Origin of the sequence: Arthrobacter sp. ISL-30 (assembly GCF_018613855.1) — a bacterium.
Classification (GTDB): domain Bacteria; phylum Actinomycetota; class Actinomycetes; order Actinomycetales; family Micrococcaceae; genus Arthrobacter.
In genome coordinates this window covers 19,570-45,855 of the sequence record NZ_JAGGPK010000046.1, presented here as the reverse complement: position 1 = coordinate 45,855, position 26,286 = coordinate 19,570, and the positions used below count along the sequence as shown (strand labels likewise).

Below are 26,286 nucleotides of genomic sequence, written 5' to 3'. Positions count from 1 at the left end.
CAGCCACGTCCAACCTCTCTTCATTGAATGATGTGGGCGCTCGGATAGTGCGCAAGCAGAATTTCGTATTGTGAGAATAAAATTCTGTAATTCGAGATTAGACAGACACTACCTCGGGGTCAAACATGACGGCCTACCTTGACTCGCCGTGATCTGGCTCATACAGTTATTTCACTATTCAATAACTGCCTTCCGCCATACGGAAACTACGCCTGAAGCCTCTGGGTTCGCGAGACCGGCGGGAAGCACCCCATTCACAATGAAGTGGAGATCCACGATGCAGACGACTTCACCAGTCGGCGTCGATCCGGCTCCGGAGCAGACCGAGCCTTCGACAACCACCTTCCACCCTGCCCCGGGCAATGAGGCCCTGTGCGCCCAGGCGTCCGAAGTAACGGCCCTGCCCGTCAGCCCTGGCCTCTATAACATCGATCTTGCCCCCACCAAGGTAAAGGGCCGCCGGTGGACCGGTTACAGCATCTTTACCCTCTGGGCCAACGACGTACACAGCCTCGGCAACTATGCGTTCGCCGTCGGGCTCTTCTCACTTGGGCTGGGAGGGTGGCAGATCCTGGCAGCGCTGGGCATCGGAGCCGTCCTGCTGTTCGGCCTTCTTAGCTTCTCCGGCTTCATGGGCCACAAAACGGGCGTTCCCTTCCCTGTGATGAGCCGTATCAGCTTCGGAATCCACGGTGCCCAGATCGCCAGCCTGCTCCGCGGCGCCGTCGCGATCGCCTGGTTCGGGATTCAGACCTTCCTGGCCTCGGTGGTGTTCCGGGTCATGCTGGTTGCCATGTTCCCTGGACTCAAGGAGCTCGACAGCAACTCTATTCTTGGCCTGTCCACGCTCGGCTGGATCACCTTTGCCTTGCTCTGGATCATCCAGCTGATCATTGTCAGCTTCGGCATGGAGATGATCCGCAAGTACGAGGCCTTCGCGGGCCCCGTCATCCTGGTCACCATGGTGCTCCTTGCCGTATGGATCTTCATCGAGGCTCGCGGCGCTATTCAGTGGTCTGGAATCAAGGGCCTCGAGGGCGGTGAAATGTGGCGCACCATCTTTGCCGGCGGTGCCCTATGGGTCGCCATCTATGGCACCTTCGTCCTGAACTTCTGCGACTTCACCCGGTCCTCCACCTCGAAGAAGTCGATTGTCCGCGGCAACTTCTGGGGCATCCCCATCAACATGCTCCTGTTCGGTGCGATCGTGGTGATCCTTGCCGGAGGCCAGTACAAGATCAACGGCACAGTCATCGAAAGCCCCTCGGACATCATCCAGAGCATCCCCAACACGCTGTTCCTGGTGCTGGCCTGCCTGGCGATCCTCATCCTCACCATCGCCGTGAACCTGATGGCCAATTTCGTGGCACCGGTCTACGCCCTGACCAACCTCCTTCCCAAGCACCTGGATTTCCGGAAGGCCGCCTGGATCAGTGGCACTATCGGCCTGATCATCCTGCCGTGGAACCTCTACAACAATCCGCTCGTGATCGTGTACTTCCTTGGTGGGCTGGGCGCCCTGCTTGGACCCCTCTTCGGCGTGGTCATGGCTGACTACTGGCTACTTCGCCGAGGCAAGGTCAACGTCCCCGAGCTCTATACTGCGGACCCGGCGGGCTCATACTTCTACAAGAAGGGAGTGAACCCGAAGGCCATCATCGCCATGCTGCCAGCGGCCGCCGTCGCCATCCTTGTCGCCTTTGTCCCCGCACTGGAAGCAGCGGCACCCTTCTCCTGGTTCTTCGGGGCCGGACTCGCGGCCATAACCTACTATCTGATTTCAGACCGCAGCCAGCGGTACAACGACGTGTCCGGCGAGCCGATCGCCGTCGTCAGTAGTCACTGATAGTCCCAAAGCACGCCAGGAGGAAGCCATGCGCATTCTTGTAGCAAACGTCAACACCACCCAGTCCATGACCGACTCCATCGCCGCGCAGGCACGCGCCGCCGCCGCTCCCGGAACGGAAATCGTGGGGATCACGCCGAGGTTCGGCGCAGATTCCTGCGAGGGCAACTTTGAAAGCTACCTTGCCGCGATCGCCGTCATGGACGCCGTGGTCAACTACCCGGAACCGTTCGACGCCGTCATCCAGGCCGGCTATGGCGAACACGGCAGGGAAGGCCTTCAGGAACTCCTGGACGTCCCGGTGGTCGACATCACCGAGGCCGCAGCCAGCACAGCCATGTTCCTCGGCCACAAGTATTCGGTGGTGACCACCCTGGACAGGGCGGTTCCGCTGATCGAGGACCGGCTCAAGCTGGCCGGGCTGGACGCGCGCTGCGCCTCCGTCCGTGCCAGCGGCATGGCGGTCCTGGAGCTCGAGGAACACCCGGACCGCGCCGTCGAGTCCATTGTGGAACAGTCGCTGCTGGCAGTCCGGGAGGACAAGGCAGAGGTGATCGTCCTCGGCTGCGGCGGCATGGCTGGCCTTGACGAACAGATCCGCCAGCAGTCAGGGGTCCCGGTGGTGGACGGGGTGGCGGCGGCCGTCACCATCGCTGAATCACTCGTGCGGCTGGGCCTGTCTACCTCCAAGGTGCGCACCTACGCAGCGCCGCGACCCAAGACTGTCATAGGCTGGCCCCTGGTGGCTGCGGACATTACCTCGCCGCGCTAACGGGAAGGAATCATGACCGACAGCGTTTCCGGGCGGCACGTCGCCGTCGTCACCGGGGCAGGCTCCGGCATTGGTCGGGCAGTGGCCCGCGCCATGCTGGACGAAGGCTACCGAGTAGCCCTCGCCGGCCGACGGGAAGCCCAGTTGCTGGAGACGGCGGACGGACATCCGGAATCGCTGGCGGTTCCCTGCGACGTTACCGTGCCCGACGACGTCACGCGCCTTTTCGCCGCCGCCCGCGAACGGTGGGGCCGGGTTGACGTGCTGTTCAACAACGCCGGAATCTTCGGCCCGGCCGGCGGCGTGGACGAGATCAGCGTCGCCGACTGGGATGCCACGCTGGCCGTGAACCTCACTGGTTCCATGCTGTGCGCCGCGGAGGCAGTACGAACCATGAAGGCCCAGGAACCCCGGGGCGGACGCATCATCAACAACGGCTCCGTCTCCGCACATTCACCCCGGCCGCGCTCAGTGGCCTACGCGGTAACCAAGCACGCCATGACAGGGCTGACCAGGAGCATAGAACTCGACGGCCGCGACTTCGGGATCACCTGCGGGCAGATCGACATCGGTAACACTGCTACCGAAATCATGGACACTATCGGCGTCGGATCGGGGGCACTCCAAGCGGACGGGTCTCGACGAGTGGAGCCCATGTTCCCGGTGGAGGACGCCGCCAGGGCTGTGCTGCTCATGGCCGGAATGCCGCCGTCGGCCAACGTAGGTTCGTTGATTGTGACGGCAGCGGGAATGCCGTTCATCGGCCGCGGCTAGCCGGGGATGTCTGTACGACCGTCAGGAGCTGTCAGAAAATGGACCAGCCGGTCCGGGTGGTGAATTCATCCAGCGCTGCTACCCCGGCTACCGAGTTGCCTGATCTGCCCAGCGCCGGGCTCCAGACGCAGATGGAGCAGTTGTTGGGGACGACGGCGATGATTCCGCCGCCCACTCCGCTCTTCCCTGGCAGTCCCACCCGGTAGGCGAATTCTCCTGCAGCGTCGTAGGTGCCGCACGTGAGCATGACGGCGTTGATTCTCTTCGTCTGGGGCGGGGAGAGCAGGGGCGTTCCGTCCGCCCTAAGCCCATTGGTTGCCAGGAACCTGCTGGCGAGCGCCAGATCGGTGCAGCTCATTGCCAGGGCGCATTGCTTGATATAAGCATCGAGGACGTCGTCGACGGAGTTTTCCAGGTTGCCGTAGGAGGCCAGGAAGTGTGCCAGCGAGGTGTTCCTGTGGCTGTTCCTCGCCTCCGAGGCGGCCACTTCGGGGTCTGAGTCGATGGAGAAGTTGCCGCTCTCTTCCCGCAACAGCTCGCGGACGGCCGTGGTGGATCCTCCAGTCACGGTCAGTAGCCTGTCCGCGACCACCAGGGCGCCGGCGTTGATGAACGGATTCCGGGGGATGCCGTCCTCATGCTCCAGCTGCACCAGCGAATTGAAGGGATTGCCGGATGGTTCGCGGAACACCCGCTTCCAGATGCTGTTGCCGTCCCTTGCGAGCACCAGTGCCAGGGCATAGACCTTGGAGATGCTCTGGATGGAGAAAGCCACGTCCGCGTCGCCGGCTGAGAAGACTTCGCCCTCCCGGGTTGCCACCGAAATTCCGAACTGGCTCGTATCCACGGAAGCCAAGCTGGGGATGTAGTCCGCGGCGGCGCCCTGGCGGGCCAGGGGCTGAACCGCGCCGACGATATCGTCGAGAAGATTCTGGAGGTCCATAATGCGTGTTTCTACTCCATTGTGAGGGTGTGGGTTTCAGGCGGCTGAGAGCGCGGGCTACGAATGGGCCCACAGCCGGATCTGAAGATGCGCGAGCAGCCGCTGGTCGGCGGCATGGAGGTCGATTCCCGCTACCTCGCAGGCGCGGCGAAGCCGATAGTGCACGGTGTTCCGGTGGATTGCCAGTTCCTCGGCGCAGCGGTTCACGTCCCCAAAGAATTCGAGATAGGTTAGCAGCGTCGTGGCGAACTCGGGATACCGGTTGCAGAGCAGCGTGATGCCTTCATGCCTCAGGCCCGGCCGGGATCCGAGCAACTCCAGGAGCTCCCTGGTCAACACTGTGGTTTCCACATCGCTGTAGGAGGCCACATTGATAGAGGGCGTTTCGGCCAGCACGGCCAGTACGTTGCGGACGTGCTCCAGGGTGCCGTGAAGTGCATCGAGACGTTCGACGACGGGTCCAACCGCCGCCTGCACCTGGCAGTGCAGGTGGATTCGGGCGTCCCTGACAATGACGTTGATCAGGCGATTGATCGCCGGGGGCGACTTCACGGGGTCGAGGTCGGGAAGGATCATCGCGATTTCGAGGCCGATGGCGCCCACTACGGCTCCCGGCCGATAGGCCGCTGCATGAATGGACGCGACGTTGGCCAGCTCGCCGCGGCGGAGTTGCAGGCCCGCCGCCGTCTCGTCGTCGCCCTTCGCGGAGATCAGCACCAGCGCGGCCGGCTTGCTGGGGTCGATTCCGGCTGACTGCGCCTGGGAGTGGATTTGGGCCGTGCCGCTGAGCAGGCTTGAGATCCTGTCCCTGCGCAATGCCTGGGACTGTTCGTTGCGGTGCCGCACGAGCTCGATGGCGGCATGGCGGGCCGCTCCGACCATGATTTTGTCGGTATTGGACGCAAGGGGCTCCAGGCCCTCCTGCAGCCAGATGTATCCCAGGACCCGGCGTCCGGCATGGATGCCGATTGCTACCCGTTCCCTGAGCCCTTCGGCCGGATTGGCCTCCATATGGATAGGGGCTTCGACAGCCTGGAGGTGCTTGTAGATCCCGGATTCCTTCAGCAGCTTCTGGTAGCGCTCCGGACCCCGCCTTGCGAGGATGGACAGCCTGCGAAGTTCATCCACGTCATTGGACGCGGGAGAGTAGGCCAGGACGCGGTTGGCCGGGTCTTCAATGACGACGTGGCCTTTTGTCAGGGTCGCCGTCGTCTGCGCGATGGCAAAGAGGTCACGGTGGATGATGGTGGTTGCGCCGGTGTTTACGGCGGGTTCCTGGATGCGGTCTTTGGCGATGCGTTCAAACCGGTCCCATCTTAGGGACGGGGATACGGCTATCAGGCCGATTCCGGCTGGAATCAGCAGTTCCCGCACTGCTTCCAGTTCGTCCTCTGTTCCCTTCACCGCGATAGCCGAGGGACTGTGCGGAATCAATCTCCTGACAGTGGGCAGGGCTGCGCGGCCCCGGGCGCCAATCAGCAGCACAAGCGAGCTGTGCTGCACTGCGGCATCGTCCTCCGCGTCCACGATGACGGTTCCGCGAACCTTGCCGTTCTCCGCTTCGGGTGCCACGAGCAATCGCCCGTTGTCCACTCCAAGGTCTTCAAGTATGTCGCTGAGCATGACGCCTGTGGCATGCTCATCCGATTCCTGGGGTACCACCGCCGTATTCGCTTCCTCTGAGGATTGGTCAATGTGTCCGGCAGGGCCGCGCTCACAGCCATGAACATTACCTGCCCACAGCCGGAATGGAGTTGTCATCGCGGCACAATCAGCATCCCGCGAATTTAGCTCGACGGACAGTCCACGCCGCCGCTGCGGAACCTAGAGTTGATTACCGTCCCCCAAACAAGAAAGCAGCAGCTGATTTCCGGCAGCGCCGCTGGAAGTCCGCGCGCCCTTCAGTGGCGCGCGCTTTCAGGGAGACAAAGTATGCAGCCCCGTTCGCGGTACCGGAGTCAAAGGAGACCCCAGGAATGAAACCAACAACAACGCTCGCCGGGCTCGATCCCGCTGATGCAGCGGAAAACGAGCGCGAGCTCCTCGGCGACAGGCTCACCGCCGCCCAGGACTTTTCGAGCGAAGAAGCGGGCTACCACAAGACCCTCAAGCCGCGGCAGATCCAGATGATTGCCATCGGCGGGGCTATTGGAACCGGGCTGTTCATGGGAGCAGGCGGCCGCCTTAATGGCTCCGGGCCCGCCCTGGTGCTGGTCTACGCCGTCTGCGGTTTTTTCGCCTTCCTGATCTTGCGCGCGCTGGGCGAGCTGGTCCTCCACCGCCCGTCCTCCGGCTCTTTCGTGTCCTATGCCCGGGAATTCTATGGCGAGAAAATGGCGTACGCGGCCGGCTGGCTGTACTTCCTGAACTGGGCCATGACCTCCATCGTCGACGTCACCGCGGTGGCCCTTTACGTGAAGTTCTGGGGGCAATTCTGGGAGCCGCTGCAGGCAATGCCGCAATGGCTCATCGCCCTCGGCGCCCTGGTTGTTGTCCTGGCCCTGAACCTTGTCTCGGTGAAGATCTTCGGGGAAATGGAGTTCTGGTTCGCGCTGATCAAGGTGAGCGCCTTGGTGCTCTTCCTCATCGTGGGGGTCTGTTTCATCGTCTTGGGCGGCAGGACCGACGTCGGGGTGCCCGGGCTGGGACTGATCCTGGACAACGGAGGGGCGTTCCCCACCGGTGCCGTAGCCCCGCTGCTGGCGATCAGCGGCGTCGTGTTTGCCTACGCCGCAATCGAACTCGTCGGCACTGCCGCGGGGGAGACGGCCAACCCGGCGAAGGTCATGCCCAAGGCCGTGAACACGGTGGTCTTCCGCATCGGGATCTTCTACGTCGGCTCAGTGCTGCTCCTGTCCCTCCTCCTGCCTTTCACCGCCTACAAGGCCGGCGAATCACCATTCGTCACATTCTTCTCGCACCTGGGAGATCCCCAGGCCGGAGCAGTCTCCGCCTCGGTCATGAATTTCGTTGTCCTGACCGCCGCACTCTCCAGCCTCAACGCTGGCCTGTATTCCACGGGCCGGATCCTGAGGTCCATGGCCGTCAACGGTTCGGCGCCGCGGTTCACTGCCAGGATCAGTGGCTCGGGCGTGCCCTACGGCGGGATTCTCCTGACGGCGGTCATCACCCTGCTTGGCGTGGGGCTCAAAACGCCCTCGTCCCCTCGCAGGTGTTCGAGATTGTGCTTGAGGTGTCTGCGATAGGCATTATCGGCGGCTGGGCAACCATCATGCTGTGCCACATCAAGCTTCAATCCTGGGTCAGGCTCGGCAAGGTCGAACGCCCGTCGTTCCGGCTGTTCGGAGCACCCTTCACCTCGTACCTCACTCTCTGCTTCCTGGCTTTGGTCCTGGTCACGATGGGCTTCTCAGAAACCGGACGCTGGGTCCTGGCCTCGGTGCTGGTCCTGATACCGGTGCTGGTTCTCGGCTGGTTTGCCTGCCGGAAGCGCATCCTGGAGACCTCCAGCGCCCAGACGACCAAGGCAGGCCACTGACTGTGATTGACAACGAACTGATGGAAAACGGAAGCACTGTGAACAATCAAGCAGCAAACAGGGAAATCGGTACTCCCAGCAGCGCATGGCGCTCACGGTCAGATGCCTGGGAGTTTCTCGGCTACGCCTTCAAGCAGCTGACCAAGGCCCGGCCGGGCACGTCGCCTGATTCCGGACTCAAGGCCCAGGCCGGGCAGGCCCTTGGCCTCCTGCAGGCGATCGAACTCTATTGGTCCACGCCAGGGCTGGATGCAGTGGCGAGGCTCCAGGCGGCCTTGGAGTCAGGAGAGTACCGGTCCGGGCTGGAGCTGCTCCAGGAACTATCGCACCTGCTGCCTGCTGGCGGCGCTGGCCCAGAGCATCGTTCGGAACCGCGTTCCGAACAGCACCGTTCCGACCAACGCCGTTCCGACCAACGCCGTTCCGACCAACGCCGTTCCGACCAACGCCGTTCCGACCAACGCCGTTCCGAACAGCGCCGTTGCGACCAGCGCCGTTGCGACCAGCGCCCCGGCGTGGGCTCCGGCCCTGAAGTCGCAGACGAAGATGCCGGCGAAGGACAGGCGGCGGCGGAACGTCCCCGTTTCGAAGTCCTCGTTGTGGACGAGCTCACGGAGGAGGAGGCCGAGGGGCTCAAGGCTGACATGGCGGCCCAGCGCCGCCCTTCGGACGCCTTCGCCTACGAAGTCACCGTGGTTCCCAGTTACGAAGACGCTCTCGTCGCGCTGCTGCTGAACCCTGCCATCCAGGCCTGCATCCTCCGGCCGGGCTTCACCATCGGCAGCAGCCAGCCCCTCGGAAGGGACCTCCGGAAGTACCTTGCCGCCCACGTAACCCCCGGACTCGCCGGGGCCCGGCCACTGGGCCGTATCCTGAGCCTGGCCGAGCAAATCACCGGGCTCCGTCCCGAACTGGACGTGTACCTGGTAGCCGGCGTCTCCATCGAGAACCTTGCTGGTTCCCTGACCAAGCGGTTCAGGAGGATCTTCCGCAGGCAGGACCACCTGGACCTGCACCTGTCACTGCTGTCAGGCGTCGCCGAAAGGTACCGGACGCCGTTCTTCACTGCGCTCCAGGAGTACAGCCGACGCCCGGCTAGCGTGTTCCACGCGCTGCCCATCTCGCGTGGCGGATCCGTGGGCAATTCGCCCTGGATCCGTGACATGGCCGATTTCTACGGAATGAACCTCCTCCTCGCGGAGACGTCGGCGACGTCGGGAGGCCTGGATTCCCTGCTCGATCCGCATGGCTCCATTAAGGAGGCGCAGGATCTTGCGGCCCGTGCCTTTGGGGCGCAGAAGACGTTCTTTGTCACGAACGGCACGTCCACGGCCAACAAGATTGTCCACCAGTCCATCCTTGCTCCCGGCGATGTGGTCCTGGTTGACCGGAACTGCCACAAGTCCCACCACTACGCGTTTGTCCTGGCGGGGGCGCAGGTGTCCTACCTGGATGCGTACCCCCTGGACCGCTATGCCTTCTACGGCGCCGTGCCGCTGGCAAGCATCAAGGCGCGCCTGCTGGAGTATCGCCGGGCGGGGCGGCTGGATGAAGTCAAGATGATCACGCTGACCAACTGCACGTTCGACGGCATTGTATACGACGTCGAACGGGTCATGGAGGAATGCCTGGCCATCAAGCCGGACCTGGTTTTCCTCTGGGACGAGGCCTGGTTCGCGTTTGCCCGCTCGCATCCTGTCTACCGGCGGAGGACCGCGATGGCCGCGGCCCGGAACCTTGAAGCCTCCTTCGCGGATAAGTCCTACGCAGACAGATACACGAAACAGGCGGAAACCCTCCAGGCGGCTGACGACGAGCTGTGGCTGAAAACCCGCCTCATCCCCGATCCCCGGAAGGTGCGTCTTCGCGTCTACGCAACCCAGTCAACGCACAAGACGCTGACGTCGCTGCGGCAGGGATCCATGATCCACGTCTTTGACCAGGACTTTGGAGAGCTCAACCAGGAAGCCTTCCGCGAGGCCTACATGACGCACACTTCCACGTCGCCGAATTACCAGATCCTCGCGTCCCTGGACATCGGGCGCCGTCAGGTGGAGCTCGAAGGTTTCGGGCTCGTCCAGAGGCAGGCGGACCTTGCCACCACCGTGGCCCAGGCGGTAGCCCGCCATCCCCTCCTGAAGAAGTACTTCCGGGTGCTGACCTCGAGGGAGCTCATTGCGGCGCCGTTCCGTGAAACGGGCACCGCAATGCCCCTTCGGGACGGCCTGGCTGCCCTGGCCGAGGCGTGGGAACATGACGAGTTCGTCGTCGACCCCAGCCGCCTGACCCTGGATATCAGCAGGACCGGGATCGACGGCGATACCTTCCGGCACCGCTACCTGGCGGACGAACACGGAATCCAGGTCAACAAGACCTCCCGCAACACTGTGCTTTTTATGACCAACATCGGCACGTCCCGGAGTGCAGTGGCGTACCTGATCGAGGTCCTCGTCAAGCTCGCCGAGTCGTTCGAGGAGGAGCGTCAGTCGAACCGGTTCAACGGCAAAAAGCAGCCCGGACAGCCGGCTGAAGCGTTCGACGGCGGGCGGCAGGCCGACGTCGGAAGCACCCCGCCGCTGCCTGACTTCAGCAGGTTCGCGGACCGTTTCCGAGGTAGTCATCAGAACACCGACGGTGACATCAGGGCGGCCTACTTCGAAAGCTACAAGGCAGGAACCAAGGAATACTTGTCAGCTGAGGAGCTGACGGCCCGGATCGCAGCAGGTGAGGAGGTTGTCTCGGCGGGCTTCGTGACGCCCTATCCGCCGGGGTTCCCCATCCTGGTGCCGGGGCAGGTGATTACCCGGCAGACCCTCGAGTTCATGGCAGCGCTGGACACCCGTGAAATCCATGGCTTTGACCAAGGCCGGGGGTACCGGGTCTTCGTAGGAGCGTCAACGTCCGGCACTGGCCTCATACCCAATCCTGCGCAGGAAGAGACTGAATCGGAAGCAGTTGCCTATTCCACGATATGAAAACTGAATTTCCCCTTGCGGAATGACGTGATGAGGCTTACATTGATTTGACCCTCCGAAAATCGGGGGCTGTTCCCAACTGATTGGTTCAGATCAATGAAGATCCCAGACTCTGCGGCGCTGAAGGCGAGTTCGGCCCCGCTGAAGAAGAAGCCCCTGTATAGGTCGCTCTTCTTTCAAATCCTGATCGCCGTCGTCGCAGGTGTACTCATCGGCCATTTTTGGCCGAACATTGGGTCCACCCTCCGGCCGCTGGGCGATGGTTTTATTCAACTCATCAAGATGATCATCGCTCCGCTGATCTTCCTCGTGATCGTCACGGGAATCTCGGCCGTGGGCGACGTCAAGGCGGTCGGAAGGGTCGGGGTCAAGGCGCTCCTGTACTTCACGGCAGCAACACTGTTCGCCCTGGTTTTCGGTTTGGTCGTTGGAAACATCGTCCAGCCGGGAGCCGGGCTGAACATCGATCCCAACACGCTGTCGCAGGATGCCGTGGATGCCAAGACCGGCAACGCCGCGCCCAAGGACGCAGCCGCGTTCCTGTTGAGTGTGATTCCTACCAGCGTGATCGGGGCGTTCGCGAGCAACAGCTTGCTCCAGGTGCTCTTTTTCTCGGTGTTCTTCGGCGCTGCGATCGTAGTCATCGGCCGCCAGCGCTGCCTGCCGGTGATCAGCCTGATGGAGACCGTCCTGGAGCTCGTCTTCAAGATCATGTCCTGGATCATGAAAGTCGCACCGATCGGTGCTTTCGGTGCGATGGCGTTCATCATTGGCCAGTACGGACTCGCCACGCTGAGCACTTACGCGCTGCTGATCGCGGCATGCTACGGATCGGCAATCGTGTTCATCGCGCTGCTGTTCCTAGTGGCCTGGAGCTTTGCCCGCGTCCCGCTGTGGCACTTCCTGAAGTACACCCGCGAAGAGTTCCTCCTCGCCCTCGGAACGGCCTCCACCGAGGCTGTCATGCCCAGAATCATGACCAAGCTGACCAACGCGGGCTGCTCCCGGGCAACCACGGGCCTCGTTGTCCCCACGGGCTACTCCTTCAACCTCGACGGCGCCGCCATCTACCTGTCGATTTCCCTGCTGTTCCTGGCGCAGGCGTTCGGACACAACCTTGACCTCGGCCAGCAGCTCGCTGCCCTGGGTGTCCTGCTCCTGACCTCCAAGGGTATGGCAGGGGTCCCCGGATCATCATTCCTGGCGCTGTCTGCGACGGCAGCCGCCCTGGGCATCTTCCCGGTTGCCGGCGTCGCGCTCCTCCTGGGCGCGGACCGCCTCATGGACTCCATGCGCGTTGTGGTCAACCTGTTGGGTAACTGCGTCGCCACGTTCGTCGTCGCCAAGTGGGAGGGACAGTTTGACCGCGACGTTATGGTCCGTGCCTTCCGCGGCGAGATCACCAACGAGGATTCGGCCATCATGCTCGGCGAAGAGGAGGAGTTCGAGGAGCAGGAGCTCGAACGGCTCACCGAGGGCAAGACTCCCTCGCCGAAGTTCCGCGGCGGCCCCAACGCCGAGGACATTCCCCAGTTCGAAATGACCAAGCCCGGCCAGCACGCCAGCACCACCATCAGCCCTGACTAGCTTCACCATCGATTGCTCCGATAACGCCCTTCTGAACCTTCAAAAGGGCGTTATCGGAGCAGTCGTTCCTGATTTAAAGCGGGAGGATGTCCGACAGGTCCGCCCGGAGCCCGGATGCAGCCACCCGTCCAGACTCGACGGCGTCAGCCCAGGAGAGACTGCCGGTCACCATGGAAAGCCAGGTGGCGGCGTCGCACTCGATCACGTTCGGGGGAGTGCCCCGGGTGTGGCGCGGCCCCTCCACGCACTGCGTGACGCCGAACGGGGGCACCCGGACCTCCACTGAGTTGCCCGGGGCACGCGCGGCAATCTCCTCCAAGGAATAGCGCACCGCGATTGCCAGCACAGCGCGCGACGGCGGTGCTGCCGCCTCCGCACCCTGCGAGGCCGCTGCCTGCCACGCGTCCAAGGCGGCGCGGCCCTCTGAGGGGTCGATCCGGCGCCGTGCTGTTGCTGCCATACGTAATGGTCCTTCCTGGCTGTCACTCAACGGCTAGTCCAGCATCGCGGACACTGCCGGACCCAGCCGAATCCTGCCCACAGGCCGACCGCCTCCAATGACGGGGTCCACCACCTTCTCAAGCACGCTCGACACCCCCGGGATGTCTACGGCGCCGGTGACGGCGAGCAGGGTCAGGCCCACCAGGGAGGCCGCCCGGCTTGAACCGTCCAGGATCTTGACTGCAACGGTGGCTCCGGCAGGAGTGGCCATGACCAGCACCCCCTCGGCGCCGCCCTTGGCCAGTACTTCCAGTTCGTCCATGACCACGGTGTTGGCCTCGCCGCGGCCCTGTACCGCCCAGGGATAGTCCAGCATGGAGGTTGCAATGGTGGCCGCGCGGGCATTGGAGGCTTGATCCCGGGGAGCGCGGGCCAGCTGCGAATAAGCCCTTGCCAGGCCTGTTAGCGACACCGCGGCCACGGGGGCTCCACATCCGTCAATGCCCAGGTGGGAGGTCTGCTCCCCGCAGTACTCCTCAATAACGGAGCGCACGCGCTGCTGCAGCGGATGGTTCGGCTCCAGGTAGCTGTGGGTGTCCCAGCTGTTTTCGGTGCAGGCCCAGAGGAAGGCGGCGTGCTTGCCTGAGCAGTTGCAGGCGAGCCGGGAGGGGCCGCGGTCCGAGCGGACCAGCCAGTTCCTGGCCGTCTCGTCGTGCGGCCAGGCAGCAGGACACTGCAGTTGGTCCTCCCTGACTCCCGCCGCCTTCAGCATGCCCTCCACAACGTCCATGTGGTCAAGGGAACCCACATGGCTGGCGCAGGCCAGCGCAACCTGGGCGCCGCGCAGGGGGACGCCGGACTGCATGGCTGCGAGTGCCTGGAACGGTTTGAGGGTGGAGCGGGCGAAGACCGGGGCCTCAATATCGCCGAGCTGCGTCACCACGTTGCCGTCCCCGGAAAGAACGACGGCGGAGCCGATGTGTCGTGATTCGATGAAGCCGCTGCGCTCAACGACGGCCAGTTCGACGGCGGACTCTACTGTGCACGTTTCATGCGGATTGGCCATGGGGCCAGTCTAGGGTCCGTGACACTGTTCGGAGCCGCGACGACGCGGGGCGGGTCCGGCAGGAGAAACACCTTAGGACTCCGCAACGTTCACAAAGTACGCTTGGAGACTGTGAAGGTACTCGTCATTGGCCCCGGCGGCCGCGAACACGCCATTGTCCGCTCCCTCCTCGAGGATCCCAACGTTTCCGAAGTCCATGCGGCTCCCGGCAACGCAGGCATCAGCAAGCTGGTCCCCACGCACGCCATTGACGGCAATGATCCCGCCGCCGTCGCAGCGCTCGCCAGCAAACTGGCCGTCGACCTTGTGGTGGTGGGACCCGAGGCTCCGCTTGCCGCCGGCGTCTCGGACGCTGTGCGGGAGGCCGGGATTCCTGTTTTCGGGCCCAGTAAGGCAGCTGCGCAGCTTGAGGCTTCCAAGGCATTCGCCAAACAGGTCATGGCCGAGGCCGGCGTGCCGACGGCGATGGCCCGGGTGGCTAGTAATGCAGAGGAAGCAGCCGACGCCCTGGACGCCTTCGGCGCTCCCTATGTAGTCAAGGACGATGGCCTCGCCGCAGGCAAGGGCGTTGTAGTCACCGACAGCCGCGATGAGGCCCTTGCGCACGCCCAGTCCTGCTTCGACGCCGGCGGAACGGTGGTCATCGAGGAATTCCTGGACGGACCCGAGGTCTCCCTGTTCGTCCTCTGTGATGGCCACACCACTGTGCCGCTTTCTCCCGCCCAGGACTTCAAGCGCATCTTCGACAACGACGAGGGCCCGAACACCGGCGGCATGGGGGCCTACACGCCCCTGGACTGGGCCCCAGAAGGACTGATCCAGGACGTTATCGACCGCGTCGCCCAGCCCACGGTCGACGAAATGGCCCGCCGCGGCACCCCCTTTGTGGGCGTCCTCTACTGTGGCCTGGCCCTGACCTCCCGCGGCGTCCGCGTTATTGAATTCAACGTGCGCTTCGGCGACCCCGAAACCCAGGCCGTCCTGGCCCGGCTCAAAACGCCCCTCGGTTCCCTTCTCCTGGCAGCCGCCAAGGGCGAGCTGGACAAGGCCGAAGAGCTGCGCTGGTCCAAGGAGTCCGCAGTCGCCGTCGTCGTTGCGGCCGAAAACTATCCCGACACGCCCCGCACCGGCGACCGCATCCGCGGCCTGAAGAAGGTGGAGGAGCTGGAAGGCGTCCACGTGGTTCACGCAGGTACAAAGCTGGATGAGGAAGGCAAGGTTGTCTCCGCGGGCGGCCGCGTTCTTGCAGTTGTCGCCTTGGGGACGGACCTTGTGGAGGCGCGCGAAAAGGCGTACGACGGCGTCGAGCTGATCCAGCTGGAGGGCGCGCAGTTCCGCACGGATATTGCGGGGAAGGCCTCACGGGGCGAAATCAGAGTGTCCTACGCGGCCACAAGTTCGGTTCCGAAAGTGCAGGCGTAGCGTATGACTGAGCAGATTGAACCCGGTTTCGAAACTGCAGGCTTCGAAACCGCCGGGTTTCAAACCGATGTACAGCAGCTTCCGGGCTGGACCCACGTGTACTCCGGCAAGGTCCGCGACCTGTACGTTCCGTCAGATGAGTCCATAACGGCCGAGATGGGCCAGGACTGCGTGCTGGTCGTCGCGAGTGACCGGATCAGTGCCTATGACTATGTCCTGAGCAGCGAGATTCCGGATAAAGGGCGCATCCTGACCCAGCTGAGCCTCTGGTGGTTCGACCAGCTCGATGTGGAGCACCACGTCCTGGCCTCCACCGCCGCCAAGGGCGTGCCGGCCGAGGTCGAGGGCCGGGCCATGATCTGCAAGCGGCTGGAGATGTTCCCCGTAGAGTGCATCGCCCGTGGCTACCTCACGGGATCCGGCCTGGAGGAGTACAGGGAAACCGGCGAGGTGTGCGGGATTCCGCTGCCGGCCGGGCTGGTGGATGGCTCCAGGCTGGAACATGCCATTTTCACCCCCTCTGCCAAGGCGGAGGTGGGCGAGCATGACGAGAACATCACCTACGACCACGTGGTGGCGATGCTGGGCGACGACATCGCCGCGCGGCTGAAAGAACTCACGCTCAAGATCTACACCCGGGCCGAAGAAATCGCTCGCGAACGCGGCATCATCCTCGCGGACACCAAGGTGGAATTCGGCCTGGACACGGTGACGGGCATCATCACGCTCGGCGATGAGGTGCTCACCCCCGACTCCTCACGATTCTGGGACGCGGCAAGCTACCAGCCGGGCAAGGCACAGCCGTCCTACGACAAGCAGTACGTGCGCGATTGGCTGACCTCCCCTGACTCCGGCTGGGACCGGGCCTCGGACACCCCGCCCCCGGCCTTACCCGCCGAGGTCGTACGGCGCACCCGCGAGCGCTACATCGAGGCATTCGAGAAGCTCACGGGCCGTACCTTCGAAGGTTGAGCCTGTAGCCGGTGGTTGAGCCTGTCGAAACCTGGCTCAACCACCCTTAGCCCGTTGGGCCCAAGTCCTCGGCGCGGGCAGCGGCGGCACGCCGCTCCGCGAGCCGGATTTCCAGGATTGCATCTATGGCCTGTTGCACACGATCCGCAGCACCTGCGGCGCCGAAATCCCGCTGGGCCTCTTCGAGGTGCACCAGCGCTTCAGAGTTTTCACCTGCGGCCTTGAGCGATTTTCCCAGGAGGAGCGAGACTTCCCCGGCGGTATGTCGGGCAAGCATCTTGCGTTCGGCGTGGACTTCGCGCAGCTTCGCGACGGCTGCCAGGATATCGCCGGTCAGGTAGAGCCAGCGTGCGCGGATGAAAGCGACCTCAAGCTGGTCGGTTTTGTTGCCTCCCACAATCGAGAGCGCGAGTTCCGCGCGCTCGAGGGCGGACAGCGTCTCCGGTTCAACAATTCCCGAGGCAAGCCGGACCGCCGCGGACGCCTTGTTGAAACGCGCCCACAGCTCGATGTCATTGGCGGGGGAGAGCAGCCTGGCGGCGCGCTCGTGGTGCTTGATACCTTCCGCATAGTCATGGCGCATAAAGGCGACGTTGCCAACCACCCACGCCACTTCGCCGGCAAGCTGCGACATGGAGTGCTCGTCCGTTTGGTCCATCATGGACCGGCAGTATTTCCAGGCATCATCAAGCTTTCCGCTTTCCGCAAGTGCACCGATGAGCGCGCGATGCGCGCCGATGATCAGCGTGGATCCCTTCGGCAGGTTCTCGGACAGCCTTACGGCTTCCATAGCCTGCTCGACGGCGGCAGCCAGTTGTCCCTGTCCCTGAAGCACCGCTGCGAGCATTTGCCTTGCCCGCACTCCGAGGCCTGCCGATTCGCTTGCCATCGGATGCTCCAGGAGGTGCTGGACGATCTGCTGGCATTCCTTCAGCCGACCCTGTTTCATGAGGCATTCGCCCTGCATGTAGGTCATGTTCCACCAGGCACTGGTGTTCTTGGCTTCGAGCGCAATCTGCGCAGCAGTGGCGGCGTGGCTGGCTGCGAGAGGATAGTCGCGCAGGTCCCATGCCTGGCGGGCGTACAAACCGGAGAGGACGTACTCGGCGTCGCTCATGGAGACTGGCTGGCTCCACGCTTCCAGCGCCTTTGGCGCAAGCTCCAGCCTGCGGGCCAACTCCTCGATGACTTCGGCCGTGGGCTCGCGCCGGCCGGTTTCAAGCAACGAGATGTAACTTGGTGAGTAGAGATCCCTGCCCAACTCGGCTTGGGTTAATCCGCGTTCCAATCGCTCGGCACGCAGCTTCTCCCCGAATCCGTTCCCCACGGGTACCTCCTCGTTAGTCCTGTCACGGCGTGATGAAGCGGCTCATGCCTGTACCTTGACAGTCTCTGTGGAAAACATTTTACAATGTATGTCAACAGGGGACCGCGCTATTCCATAACGAATCCGACTCGCATTGAGGAACAACCATGCTTAAGAAGATTGCTGCCGCGGCCGCCTTGGCTGCTGCATTGGCATTCTCCGCAGCGGCTCCTGCCGTTGTGTCTGCCACTCCCGTTCTCGACACCGTAAGTACGGTGCTCAGCGTCGGCAATTGGCCCGATCCCATGAGCGCGGTGGCGGTGGGCAACTGGCCCGATCCCATGAGGGCCCCGCAAGCTGTTGGCAACTGGCCGGATCCAATGTTCACGCCCAGCTACATCGGCAACTGGCCAGACCCCATGTAGGGGAGCCGCTCCGGGAATCCGGAGCCGTGAACCTGGAGCTGTGAACCTGGAAAAGCCAGTGAACCATTGAAGAGCCTGTGAACCACGTGAATTGAATGAACCCCGGGATTGTTTACGAGCCACGATTTCCGGGGTTTATTCATTTGCGCGAACTCCGGTTCAGCACCCGGCAGCAGGCCTTCTACTAGCATTATTGACTCCGGCATTATTGACAACGAAAAGAGGACCCTCCAAGGAGGGTCCTCTCTCATTTGGTCGGGATGACAGGATTTGAACCTGCGACCTCTTCGTCCCGAACGAAGCGCGCTACCAAGCTGCGCTACATCCCGATCCGCTGCAAAAGCAACTGTTCAAGAATAGCGGATGACCTGCCCCGATGCGAAATCGGAGCAGCTCACACCAGGGAGTCCCGCCAGGCGCCATGCAGCCTGGCGTAGCGGCCCCCACCGCTGATCAAATCGGCGGGCGAGCCGTCCTCCACGATCCGCCCTTCCTGGACAACCAGGACCCTGTCCGCCGTCTGTACGGTGGACAGCCGATGGGCGATGATGAGCGCGGTCCTGCCGGCGCCGCCGCCGTTGGCTGCGGGATTTCCCGGACGGGCACCGGCCAGGAGCCGGGTCAGGCCGGCCTGGACCATTCGCTCAGACGGGATATCCAGTGAGGACGTAGCCTCGTCGAGGATCAGCACCGCTGGAGCCGCCAGGAACGCCCTGGCGAAGCCGATGAGCTGCCGTTGTCCTGCCGAGACACGTCCGCCGCGTTTGTTCACATCGGTGTCATAGCCCTGCGGCAAGGCGGAGATGAACTCATGGGCCCCGACTGCTTTGGCGGCATCCTCGATTTCGCGTTGGCTGGCCTCGGGACGGCCCAGCGCGATGTTATCGGCAACTGTTCCGCTGAACAGGAATGCCTCCTGGGTGACCATGACGACGGCCCTGCGCAGGTCCGACGTCGACAGGTCCCGGAGGTCGACACCGTCGAGAGTCACCGCACCCGCGGTGACGTCATAGAACCGGGCAATCAGCTTTGCAAGGGTGGATTTTCCTGCGCCAGTCTGGCCAACCAGCGCGACGGTCTGGCCGGCCGGGATATGCAGGTTCAGGCGCGGCACTACGAGGGGTCCGCCGCTATAGCTGAATTCCACATCCTTGAACTCGATTTCGCCCCGCGCCTTGGCCAGGGGAGTCGGGTTCCTGGGCGGCCGGACGGTGGGAACCTCTTCGAGGAGCCCGGAGACCTTCTCAAGGGCTGCCTGGGCGCTTTGGAAGGCGTTGTAGAACATGGCCATCTGGTCTACCGGCTGGAAGAAGCGTTTGGTGGAGAGGATGAGCGCCAAAAGCACTCCCACCTCAAGGTCGCCCGCGAGGACCCGGAAGCCGCCAAACAACAGGACCACGGCCACGCAAATGTTGCCGATCAGCACCAGCCCGGGCTGGAAAATTCCGTTGAGGTTGATTGAGCGTATCGTGACTCTCTTGTAGTCCTCGGCCAGCTCTCCGAACCGTTCGGCATTCTCGCGTTCCTTCCGGAAGGCCTTGACGGCCCGGATGCCGGTCATGGTCTCCACGAAGTGCACGATCAGTCCGGCGGAGGCCACGCGCGACTCACGGAAGGCAATCTGCGAGTGCTTCTGGTACCAGCGAGTCAGGAAGTACATTGGCAGCCCGGCGGCAAGCACGATGAGTCCGCTGCGCCAGTCGAGCGCGAACACCGTAACTGCCGTGAAGATCATGAACAGGAATCCGGACACCAGGGAGCTGACGCCTGAATCCAGGAGTTCGCGAAGGGCTTCAAGGTCTGAGGTCTGGCGGGCAATGATGCGCCCGGAAGTGTACTTCTCGTGGAATTCAAGGCTCAAGCGCTGGGTGTGGCGGAACACACGAAGCCTGAGGTCCAGGAGCATGGCCTGGCTCAGCTTCGCCGTCGAGGTCACATAGAGGGCTGTGAGCACCGCAGTGACCACGGCCGCCGCGAGATAGAGCGCACCGGCCAGCAGTAGGGGGAAACTGTTGCCCGCTTGGAGGGCGGGCAGGGCGTGGTCTATACCGAAGGCGATCAGGGCGGGTCCGGCCACCCGGGCTGCCTGGGACAGCACCACCATGCCGATCGTGAGCCAGAAACGGAGGCGTACCGGTCGAATCAGCGAGGCCAGCAGCGCCAGGGAGCGACGCCGTAGCTCCCTGCTATCGGACTTGCTCAGGTGGGCGTTGTCCTCGTTGATGGTGCCGAAGGTAGCGGTACTCATCGAACGGTCTCCCCAGCATCGTTGAGTTGGGCAGTGTCATTGAGTTCGGCAGTGTCATTGAGTTCCTCATGGAGTTCCGTGTCCAGGTCCTTCGGCTCACGCTCCAGACTCGCGATGACGTAGCGGTAGTGGTCATTGCTTGCCAGGAGCTCGGTATGGGTTCCGACGGCGGCAATGCGGCCCTCCCTCAGGAGCGCTACACGATCCGCAAGTGCCACGGTGGACGGCCTGTGCGCCACGATGAGCGTGGTGGTTTCACGCAGGACCTCGCGAAGCCTCGCTTCGACGCGCTCCTCGGTATTGACGTCCAGTGCGGACAGGGGGTCGTCCAGGACCAGCACTTTAGGCCTGGCTGCGATGGCCCGGGCCAGGGCGATGCGCTGCCTCTGTCCGCCCGACAGGCTCAGCCCTTCCTCACCGATCAAGGTATCCACGCCGTCCGGCAGGGAGAAGGCGAAGTGGGCCTGGGCGACGTCGAGGGCCTCGTGCAGTGCCTCATCGGTGCGTTCGCGAGCCCCCAGCAGCACGTTGTCCCGTACGGAACTCGAGAACAGTGTGGTGTCCTCGAAAGCCACGCTGACCAGGCTGCGCAGCTGCTCGAGGCTGAAATCCCTGACATCGATGCCGTCGATCATCACCGACCCCTCGGTGACTTCGAAGAGCCGCGGCACAAGCTGAAGCAGGGCGCTCTTCCCGCTGCCGGTGATGCCCACAAGGGCCATCGTCTCGCCCGGGCGGACATCCAGGTCGATTTCCTCCAGGAGCCGGCCGCCGTCGTCGAACCCAAAGGAGGCCCCGCGGAAGCTAAGCGCCCCTCGGACGTTGGACAAGTCCGGATCCTTGGGGTCCGCCGGACTGGTGATGGTGTTCTCCGTGTCCATGACCTCGAAATGGCGGTCGATGGCGGTCTTGGCGGTCAGCGCCATGGCCAGCAGCATGCCGGAGAACTCTACCGGTGTGGCCACAACTGCCGCAGTTGCAAAGAAGGCCACGAGGGCGCCAATGGTCAGTTGCCCGTCAACGGTGAGCATGATGCCGACAACGAGCGCCAGGCCGAGTGCAAGTTCCGGCAGGAGCGTCACCACCATGCTGAAGGTGGCCTGGTGCCTGGCTTTGGCGATCTCGGTCTGCCGCAGCTCCTCCGCCTGTTCATTGAAGTTCTCCAGGGCTTCGTGGCTGCGCCCGAAGCCCTTCAGCACCCGGATGCCGTGCACGGACTCCTCAACAGTGGTGGCAAGGTCGCCCGCCTGGTCCTGGCTGAGGCGGGCCACTTTGCTGAAGCGGGTGCGGAAGCGGAAGGAATAGACCATGATCGGCACGGCGGCCGCGAGGAAGATCAGAGCAAGCTGCCAGCTCATGGAAAACATGACCCCGACGCCGATTGCCACGGTCAGCGTCGTGACCACGAGCATGATGGCGCCAAAGGCCATCCAGCGGCGCAGGAAGTTGAGATCTGTCATGGCGCGGGACAGGAGCTGGCCTGAACCCCAGCGGTCGTGGAATGAGACGGCGAGTTCCTGAAGATGCCCGTAGAGCGAGATCCGCATTTTCGTTTCCACGGTGGTGGCGGGATTGATGACGAACTGACGGCGGAGGGCCACGAGGACGGCTTCGGCAACGCCCAGGGCAAGGATGACGCTGGAGGCAATCCACACGGTTTCGGTTGAGCCGCCCGGCTGGAGGGAGGTGTTGATCAGGACGCGGAGGACCTGGGGGATGGAAAGAGCCACGACGCTGGCGAGCAGGGCGCACACAAGCCCCATGACAAGCCTGGGGAGTATCGGTTTTACATGCGGATAGAGACGGCTAATGGATCGGAAGAATGTAGTTTGCTTGGCCATGCCCGCTTCTCAAGCTGTTTTCAGATGTAGTTTCCCGTAGCAACTACCCTATGCCATGGCGTGACTGAATTGACAGCAGGATTGCGGTGTGTAATGGCAGCCATTCCACCGTGGGTAAAGGTAACGTGGGAGCCGTCGTCGGGGGCCTTACGAGTCTTGCGACTGAGCCTGCGGGGTCAGCGTCAGCAGTACAGCCTCCGGTCGGCAGGCGATCCGGATCGGGGCGAAGCGCGAGGTCCCGATCCCGCCTGAGACGTTGACCGGCGTCGTCCTCCCATTGTTCTGCCAGTCATGCAGGCCCTTGGCCCGCCACGTCGGGAGATCGCAGTTGGCCACCACGGCTCCAAAGCCGGGGATGCAGATCTGCCCGCCATGGGTATGCCCGGCCAGGATCAGGTCCGCTGAGTTATCTGTGAAGTGGTCCAGTACCCGCTGGTAAGGGGCATGGATGAGCGCGACTTTCAGGTGTGGTTTTGAGTCCTGGCCTGCGGTTCCCCGCGGCCAGCCGGCATACCGCTCCCGGTTCAGGTGGGGATCGTCCACTCCGGAAAAGTCGAACCGAAGGCCGTTCAGGGCAAGCGACTGGTGCCGGTTGGTCAGGTCGATCCAGCCCTCCGAGCCGAAACCCGTGCGCAGCCGGGGCCAGTCCAGTTCCAGCTCTCGTTTCTCTACCTTCGAGGGTCCCAGCAAATATCTCGCCGGGTTCTTAAGGCGCGGAGCGTAGTAGTCGTTGGAACCGGGGACAAAGACCCCGGGGAATTTCAGCAGCGGACTGAGTGCCGAAAGGAGGGGGTCAATCGCCTTCGGATGGCTAAGGTTGTCACCGGTATTGACCACCAGGTCCGGTTTCAGGCCCGCCAGCGAATGCAGCCATTTGGCTTTCTTGTCCTGACCCGGGACAAAGTGGATATCGCTGAGGTGCAGCACCCGGAAAGGCGAGGACCCGGAGGGAAGGATAGGCAGCGCCTCTTCCCGCAGCACGAATTGGTTCTTCTCCCACAGGCCATAGGCTGCCGCGGCGAGTCCTGTCACCGCGCCGGCTGCTGCTGTTACGGCAAAGCCGCGCCCGAAGGTTCGGGCGCGGCGGGCCAGGACGTTAGGAGCGAGCACTGAGGCTTAGTCCTTCTTGTCGCTGTTGTTGTTGCCGCCGCCTGGGTTGGACGGTGCGGGGGCCGGGTTGGCGGTTGCCGGTGAGGACGGAGTGGTGTTGCGAGGTGCCGGTGCACCGCCCAGCATGTTCGACGGCGGGGCGGGGAACGGGTTGGTGCCATAGGCGGGCGCAACGCTCGCCATGTAGTTCGAGAACATGGGACCGGCGATCATGTAACCGTCGATGCCCCTGTAGAACTTGCCGTTGACCGTGATGTTCTGGCCGGGACGCAGCTGGGTGCCCAGCGGGTCACCGAACCACGCTGCCGTGGCCAGGCCGGTGGTGTGGCCAACAACCCACGTGGAACCGTTGTTGTTGGAGGTACCGGTCTTCGCGCCAATCGGGAAGTTGGTCCGGGTGGAGATCCGCGGCTGGATCAGCGAACCGGATCCCTGGTTGAGCACTTCCTGGAGCGCGTAGTTCACGCCGCGGGCCACCTCGGGTTTGACGGCGTCCCGGCAGCTGGAGGACTGTGCGGGAAGCTGGGCTCCGGTGTGGTCGGTAACCGAGGTGATGGCGATCGGCTCGCAGAACTTGCCGTCATTCGCGAAGGTTGCGAAGGCGCTTGCCATGGTCAGCGGTGACGTCTGGGTAGACCCGAGAAGGTTGGCCAGGGTGGACATGTCGATCTTTGGATGAGCCTCGATGACCTTGCCCGAGGAGTCTGTCTGGGGCAAGCCCTGGTGAAGGCCCACGGCGTCCACCATTTTCTGGATTCCACAGAAATCCAGCTGGGCGGCCGAGGCGAACGTCACTGTGTTGATCGAGTTGAACAGACCCTGCAGGACCGTCATGGGCCGGTAGTAGCCTTCTTCGGCGTTCTGCAGGTCATCTGCGGCTCCGAGGCCCTTTTCTGCTGTGTTGTAGCCGCCCGTCACAACGCCGCAGGTGTTCCGCCATTGGAAGTTCAACGGATAACGCCGCACGGCGCCGTTGACCACGGTGTTCATGGACTTGCCCTCGTTGAGCCATTCGGCAAAAGTGAATGGCTTCATGGTTGATCCTGGCTGGGCGCCACCCAGGCCATTGAGGTCGTTGCCGTTTTCGTCCAGCTTGTCCACGGCGAAGTTGATGTTGCTGTCGAACTTTCCGTCGGCGGGCAGCCAGACCGTGTTTTGTGCCATCGAAATGATCTTGCCCGTATTCGGCTGGACGGAGACTACGGAGGCGCCCCACTTGTCCGGATTGGCTCCGGCCGAGGCATCAACCTGCTGCTGCGCTATGTTCTGGGCGCTGGGGTCCAGCGTGGTGGTGATGGTCAGGCCACCACGGAAGATCTTCTTTTCACGCTCTGCGGCGTCGGCGCCGTAGGCGGGGTTGTTCAGGAGCAGGTGCAGGACGTAGTCGCAGAAGTACGGTGCCGTGGAGGCGTAGGCACAACCCTGGCGGGCGGGAGTGACTTTGGTTTCCACGGGTGTGGCGACGGCGGCGTCGTAGTCGGCCTGCGCGATCTTTCCTTGCTGGAGCATCAGTTTCAGCACCAGGTCGCGGCGCTGCTTTGCGTTATCCGGGTTGCTGATCGGATCGTAGAAGGAAGGGCTGTTCACGACGCCCGCCAGCAGGGCGGCCTGCGGAAGGGTGAGGTCCTTGGCCGTGGTGCTGAAGAAGAACTTCGAGGCGGCTTCGATGCCGTAGGCGTCGCGGTTGAAGAAGACGATATTGAGGTAGCCCTCAAGGATCTGCTCCTTGGAGAACTTCTTCTCCAAAGCGATGGCCAGCTTCATCTCGCGCAGCTTGTCGCCTACGCCCTTGTTGACGCCGTTGAGCTTGACGTCTGCATCCTTGCCTTCGGCGACGAGGGACTCGTTGATGACGTTGTTCACGTACTGCTGTGTGATGGTTGAGGCACCCTGCTTGTTACCCCGTGCCGTGCTGACGATGGCGCGCATAATGCCCGTTGTGTCGATGCCGCCGTGATCGTAGAAGCGGCTGTCCTCGACAGCAATCACCGCTTCCTTGATAAAGGGGCTCATCTGCTCCAGGGGAACACGGGTGCGGTTCTCCGCGAAGAGCGTGGCGATTCGGCTGCCGTCCGCGGCCAGGATCGTGGTGGACTGGCTGGGCGGGTCCACCTGCAACTCGGCCGGGAGGGTGTCAAAGAACTGGATCGAACCGCTGGCAGTACTGCCGGAAACGGCGGCCGCGGGGACCAGCAGGCCCGCCACGAGGACGCCGCAGACCGCGCTCACACCCAGGAATCCGAAGATCTTTCCGAGGGTTGTGGCAGTGTCGAATAAGGGGTTCTTACGAGTCGCCATGTTTTCCACTTTACCGGCAAGGACTAGTCTTTCTCTCATGACCAAATGGGAGTACGCGACGATTCCGCTCATTATTCACGCCACAAAGCAGATTTTGGACCAGTGGGGAGACGACGGGTGGGAGCTCGTCCAGGTCGTCCCGGGGCCCGACGGAAACGGCCTTGTAGCCTACCTCAAGAGGGAGAAGCGGTAACAATGAGCACCCCCGCAGAAACCACGCCATCAGCGGAAACGAACGCATCCGCCGGCGCCGAAGTCCCCACGTCCGCCGTCGAGCAGCGCCTTGCCGAGCTGGGCATCACGCTCCCGCAAGTGAGCCCGCCGGTGGCCGCTTACGTGCCCGCGATCGTATCCGGCAGCCACGTCTACACTTCGGGCCAGCTGCCATTTATTAACGGCAAACTCGAAGCTACGGGCAAGGTATCCACAGGAGACGAAGGCCACTCCGACGAACCCACAGTGGCCCCCGAGGACGCCAAGCAGTACGCGGCCGTGTGCGCCGTCAACGCCCTGGCCGCAGTCAAGAGCGTTATCGGAGACCTCGACCGCATCACCCGCATCGTGAAGGTAGTCGGTTTCGTATCCTCCGATCCTTCCTTCACGGGACAGCCTGCAGTCATCAACGGCGCCTCCGAACTTCTCGGCCGCGTCTTTGGTGACGCGGGGCAGCACGCCCGCTCCGCCGTCGGCGTTTCAGTGCTGCCGCTCGACTCTCCCGTAGAGGTCGAGCTGATCGCCGAATTCAGCTAAGGACCCGAACA

19 protein-coding genes, 1 tRNA gene and 1 pseudogene are annotated in these 26,286 nt (G+C 63.2%); 11 read left to right on the top strand and 10 right to left on the bottom strand.

All coding sequences use genetic code 11. The features are described 5' to 3' along the window. The first annotated feature begins 277 nt into the window (after window positions 1–277). From J7E82_RS17315 to J7E82_RS17305, 3 genes are read left to right on the top strand one after another with little or no spacing between them, the layout of a single operon-like run. On the top strand, window positions 278–1,846 hold the full coding sequence (locus J7E82_RS17315) for an NCS1 family nucleobase:cation symporter-1 (RefSeq protein WP_214864865.1): 1,569 nt from the start codon (window positions 278–280) through the stop codon (window positions 1,844–1,846). Between the two features lie 28 nt (window positions 1,847–1,874). Further along, the gene (locus tag J7E82_RS17310; protein WP_214864863.1) at window positions 1,875–2,618 is read left to right on the top strand and encodes an aspartate/glutamate racemase family protein; all 744 of its coding nucleotides are present in this window, start codon (window positions 1,875–1,877) and stop codon (window positions 2,616–2,618) included. A gap of 12 nt (window positions 2,619–2,630) precedes the next feature. After that, entirely contained in the window at window positions 2,631–3,392 is a 762-nt protein-coding gene (locus tag J7E82_RS17305) for an SDR family oxidoreductase (protein ID WP_214864861.1), read from the top strand. A 31-nt stretch (window positions 3,393–3,423) separates the two neighbouring features. Here the strand turns inward: J7E82_RS17305 and J7E82_RS17300 are convergent, their stop codons facing one another. Further along, window positions 3,424–4,335 carry a glutaminase gene (locus tag J7E82_RS17300; RefSeq protein ID WP_214864859.1) on the bottom strand — a complete coding sequence of 304 codons (912 nt, stop codon included), beginning with the start codon at window positions 4,333–4,335 and terminating at the stop codon, window positions 3,424–3,426. A gap of 57 nt (window positions 4,336–4,392) precedes the next feature. Continuing rightward, window positions 4,393–6,096 (bottom strand): CdaR family transcriptional regulator, encoded by a 1,704-nt coding sequence (locus J7E82_RS17295; protein WP_251042055.1) that lies wholly within the window; start codon window positions 6,094–6,096, stop codon window positions 4,393–4,395. A gap of 215 nt (window positions 6,097–6,311) precedes the next feature. Between J7E82_RS17295 and J7E82_RS17290 the strand changes: the two are divergent. From J7E82_RS17290 to J7E82_RS17280, 3 genes and pseudogenes are all read left to right on the top strand, one after another. Next, window positions 6,312–7,834: pseudogene (locus J7E82_RS17290) on the top strand (amino acid permease). A 38-nt stretch (window positions 7,835–7,872) separates the two neighbouring features. Beyond that, window positions 7,873–10,809, top strand: a complete 2,937-nt coding sequence (locus J7E82_RS17285; protein WP_308113923.1) for a beta-eliminating lyase-related protein — start codon at window positions 7,873–7,875, stop codon at window positions 10,807–10,809. Between the two features lie 96 nt (window positions 10,810–10,905). Next, the gene (locus tag J7E82_RS17280; RefSeq protein WP_214864857.1) at window positions 10,906–12,396 is read left to right on the top strand and encodes a cation:dicarboxylate symporter family transporter; all 1,491 of its coding nucleotides are present in this window, start codon (window positions 10,906–10,908) and stop codon (window positions 12,394–12,396) included. Between the two features lie 73 nt (window positions 12,397–12,469). Here the strand turns inward: J7E82_RS17280 and J7E82_RS17275 are convergent, their stop codons facing one another. Further along, window positions 12,470–12,856: a sterol carrier family protein gene (locus J7E82_RS17275; RefSeq protein WP_214864855.1), complete on the bottom strand. Its 387-nt coding sequence runs from the start codon at window positions 12,854–12,856 to the stop codon at window positions 12,470–12,472. A 33-nt stretch (window positions 12,857–12,889) separates the two neighbouring features. Continuing rightward, window positions 12,890–13,903 (bottom strand): asparaginase, encoded by a 1,014-nt coding sequence (locus J7E82_RS17270; RefSeq protein ID WP_214864853.1) that lies wholly within the window; start codon window positions 13,901–13,903, stop codon window positions 12,890–12,892. Window positions 13,904–14,014: 111 nt separating this feature from the next. Between J7E82_RS17270 and purD the strand changes: the two genes are divergently transcribed. Further along, window positions 14,015–15,325 carry a phosphoribosylamine--glycine ligase gene (gene purD / locus J7E82_RS17265; protein WP_214864871.1) on the top strand — a complete coding sequence of 437 codons (1,311 nt, stop codon included), beginning with the start codon at window positions 14,015–14,017 and terminating at the stop codon, window positions 15,323–15,325. Between the two features lie 3 nt (window positions 15,326–15,328). Further along, a complete protein-coding gene (locus J7E82_RS17260; protein ID WP_214864851.1) occupies window positions 15,329–16,297 on the top strand; it encodes a phosphoribosylaminoimidazolesuccinocarboxamide synthase in 969 nt (322 codons plus the stop codon). A 46-nt stretch (window positions 16,298–16,343) separates the two neighbouring features. On the opposite strand, the gene J7E82_RS17255 is transcribed toward J7E82_RS17260, so the two are convergent. Then, window positions 16,344–17,624 carry a helix-turn-helix transcriptional regulator gene (locus J7E82_RS17255; RefSeq protein ID WP_214864849.1) on the bottom strand — a complete coding sequence of 427 codons (1,281 nt, stop codon included), beginning with the start codon at window positions 17,622–17,624 and terminating at the stop codon, window positions 16,344–16,346. Window positions 17,625–17,770: 146 nt separating this feature from the next. Between J7E82_RS17255 and J7E82_RS17250 the strand changes: the two genes are divergently transcribed. After that, window positions 17,771–18,028 carry a hypothetical protein gene (locus tag J7E82_RS17250; RefSeq protein ID WP_214864847.1) on the top strand — a complete coding sequence of 86 codons (258 nt, stop codon included), beginning with the start codon at window positions 17,771–17,773 and terminating at the stop codon, window positions 18,026–18,028. Between the two features lie 252 nt (window positions 18,029–18,280). On the opposite strand, the gene J7E82_RS17245 is transcribed toward J7E82_RS17250, so the two are convergent. The 5 genes from J7E82_RS17245 to J7E82_RS17225 form a co-directional block, all read right to left on the bottom strand. After that, window positions 18,281–18,357, bottom strand: a tRNA-Pro gene (locus J7E82_RS17245). Window positions 18,358–18,422: 65 nt separating this feature from the next. Then, window positions 18,423–20,276, bottom strand: coding sequence for an ABC transporter ATP-binding protein (locus tag J7E82_RS17240; protein ID WP_214864845.1), 1,854 nt, complete (start codon window positions 20,274–20,276; stop codon window positions 18,423–18,425). Further along, on the bottom strand, window positions 20,273–22,117 hold the full coding sequence (locus J7E82_RS17235) for an ABC transporter ATP-binding protein (RefSeq protein WP_214864843.1): 1,845 nt from the start codon (window positions 22,115–22,117) through the stop codon (window positions 20,273–20,275). Before J7E82_RS17235 ends, J7E82_RS17240 begins: the two co-directional genes overlap by 4 nt. Before the next feature lie 147 nt (window positions 22,118–22,264). Next, window positions 22,265–23,227: a metallophosphoesterase gene (locus J7E82_RS17230; protein WP_214864841.1), complete on the bottom strand. Its 963-nt coding sequence runs from the start codon at window positions 23,225–23,227 to the stop codon at window positions 22,265–22,267. Window positions 23,228–23,233: 6 nt separating this feature from the next. Next, window positions 23,234–25,525 carry a transglycosylase domain-containing protein gene (locus tag J7E82_RS17225; protein ID WP_214864839.1) on the bottom strand — a complete coding sequence of 764 codons (2,292 nt, stop codon included), beginning with the start codon at window positions 25,523–25,525 and terminating at the stop codon, window positions 23,234–23,236. Window positions 25,526–25,562: 37 nt separating this feature from the next. Between J7E82_RS17225 and J7E82_RS17220 the strand changes: the two genes are divergently transcribed. Then, a complete protein-coding gene (locus J7E82_RS17220; RefSeq protein WP_214864837.1) occupies window positions 25,563–25,718 on the top strand; it encodes a DUF4177 domain-containing protein in 156 nt (51 codons plus the stop codon). A 2-nt stretch (window positions 25,719–25,720) separates the two neighbouring features. After that, entirely contained in the window at window positions 25,721–26,275 is a 555-nt protein-coding gene (locus J7E82_RS17215) for a RidA family protein (protein ID WP_214864835.1), read from the top strand. The last annotated feature ends 11 nt before the right edge of the window (window positions 26,276–26,286 follow it).

Bases quoted from the DNA above. Each gene is read 5' to 3' on its own strand.
- J7E82_RS17220 (WP_214864837.1), top strand. From the start codon at position 25,563: ATGACCAAATGGGAGTACGCGACGATTCCGCTCATTATTCACGCCACA.
- J7E82_RS17310 (WP_214864863.1), top strand. From the start codon at position 1,875: ATGCGCATTCTTGTAGCAAACGTCAACACCACCCAGTCCATGACCGAC.
- J7E82_RS17225 (WP_214864839.1), bottom strand. From the start codon at position 25,525: ATGGCGACTCGTAAGAACCCCTTATTCGACACTGCCACAACCCTCGGA.
- J7E82_RS17270 (WP_214864853.1), bottom strand. From the start codon at position 13,903: ATGGCCAATCCGCATGAAACGTGCACAGTAGAGTCCGCCGTCGAACTG.
- J7E82_RS17305 (WP_214864861.1), top strand. From the start codon at position 2,631: ATGACCGACAGCGTTTCCGGGCGGCACGTCGCCGTCGTCACCGGGGCA.
- J7E82_RS17300 (WP_214864859.1), bottom strand. From the start codon at position 4,335: ATGGACCTCCAGAATCTTCTCGACGATATCGTCGGCGCGGTTCAGCCC.
- J7E82_RS17260 (WP_214864851.1), top strand. From the start codon at position 15,329: ATGACTGAGCAGATTGAACCCGGTTTCGAAACTGCAGGCTTCGAAACC.
- J7E82_RS17240 (WP_214864845.1), bottom strand. From the start codon at position 20,276: ATGAGTACCGCTACCTTCGGCACCATCAACGAGGACAACGCCCACCTG.
- J7E82_RS17250 (WP_214864847.1), top strand. From the start codon at position 17,771: ATGCTTAAGAAGATTGCTGCCGCGGCCGCCTTGGCTGCTGCATTGGCA.
- J7E82_RS17275 (WP_214864855.1), bottom strand. From the start codon at position 12,856: ATGGCAGCAACAGCACGGCGCCGGATCGACCCCTCAGAGGGCCGCGCC.
- J7E82_RS17215 (WP_214864835.1), top strand. From the start codon at position 25,721: ATGAGCACCCCCGCAGAAACCACGCCATCAGCGGAAACGAACGCATCC.
- J7E82_RS17295 (WP_251042055.1), bottom strand. From the start codon at position 6,096: ATGACAACTCCATTCCGGCTGTGGGCAGGTAATGTTCATGGCTGTGAG.
- J7E82_RS17235 (WP_214864843.1), bottom strand. From the start codon at position 22,117: ATGGCCAAGCAAACTACATTCTTCCGATCCATTAGCCGTCTCTATCCG.
- J7E82_RS17280 (WP_214864857.1), top strand. From the start codon at position 10,906: ATGAAGATCCCAGACTCTGCGGCGCTGAAGGCGAGTTCGGCCCCGCTG.
- J7E82_RS17315 (WP_214864865.1), top strand. From the start codon at position 278: ATGCAGACGACTTCACCAGTCGGCGTCGATCCGGCTCCGGAGCAGACC.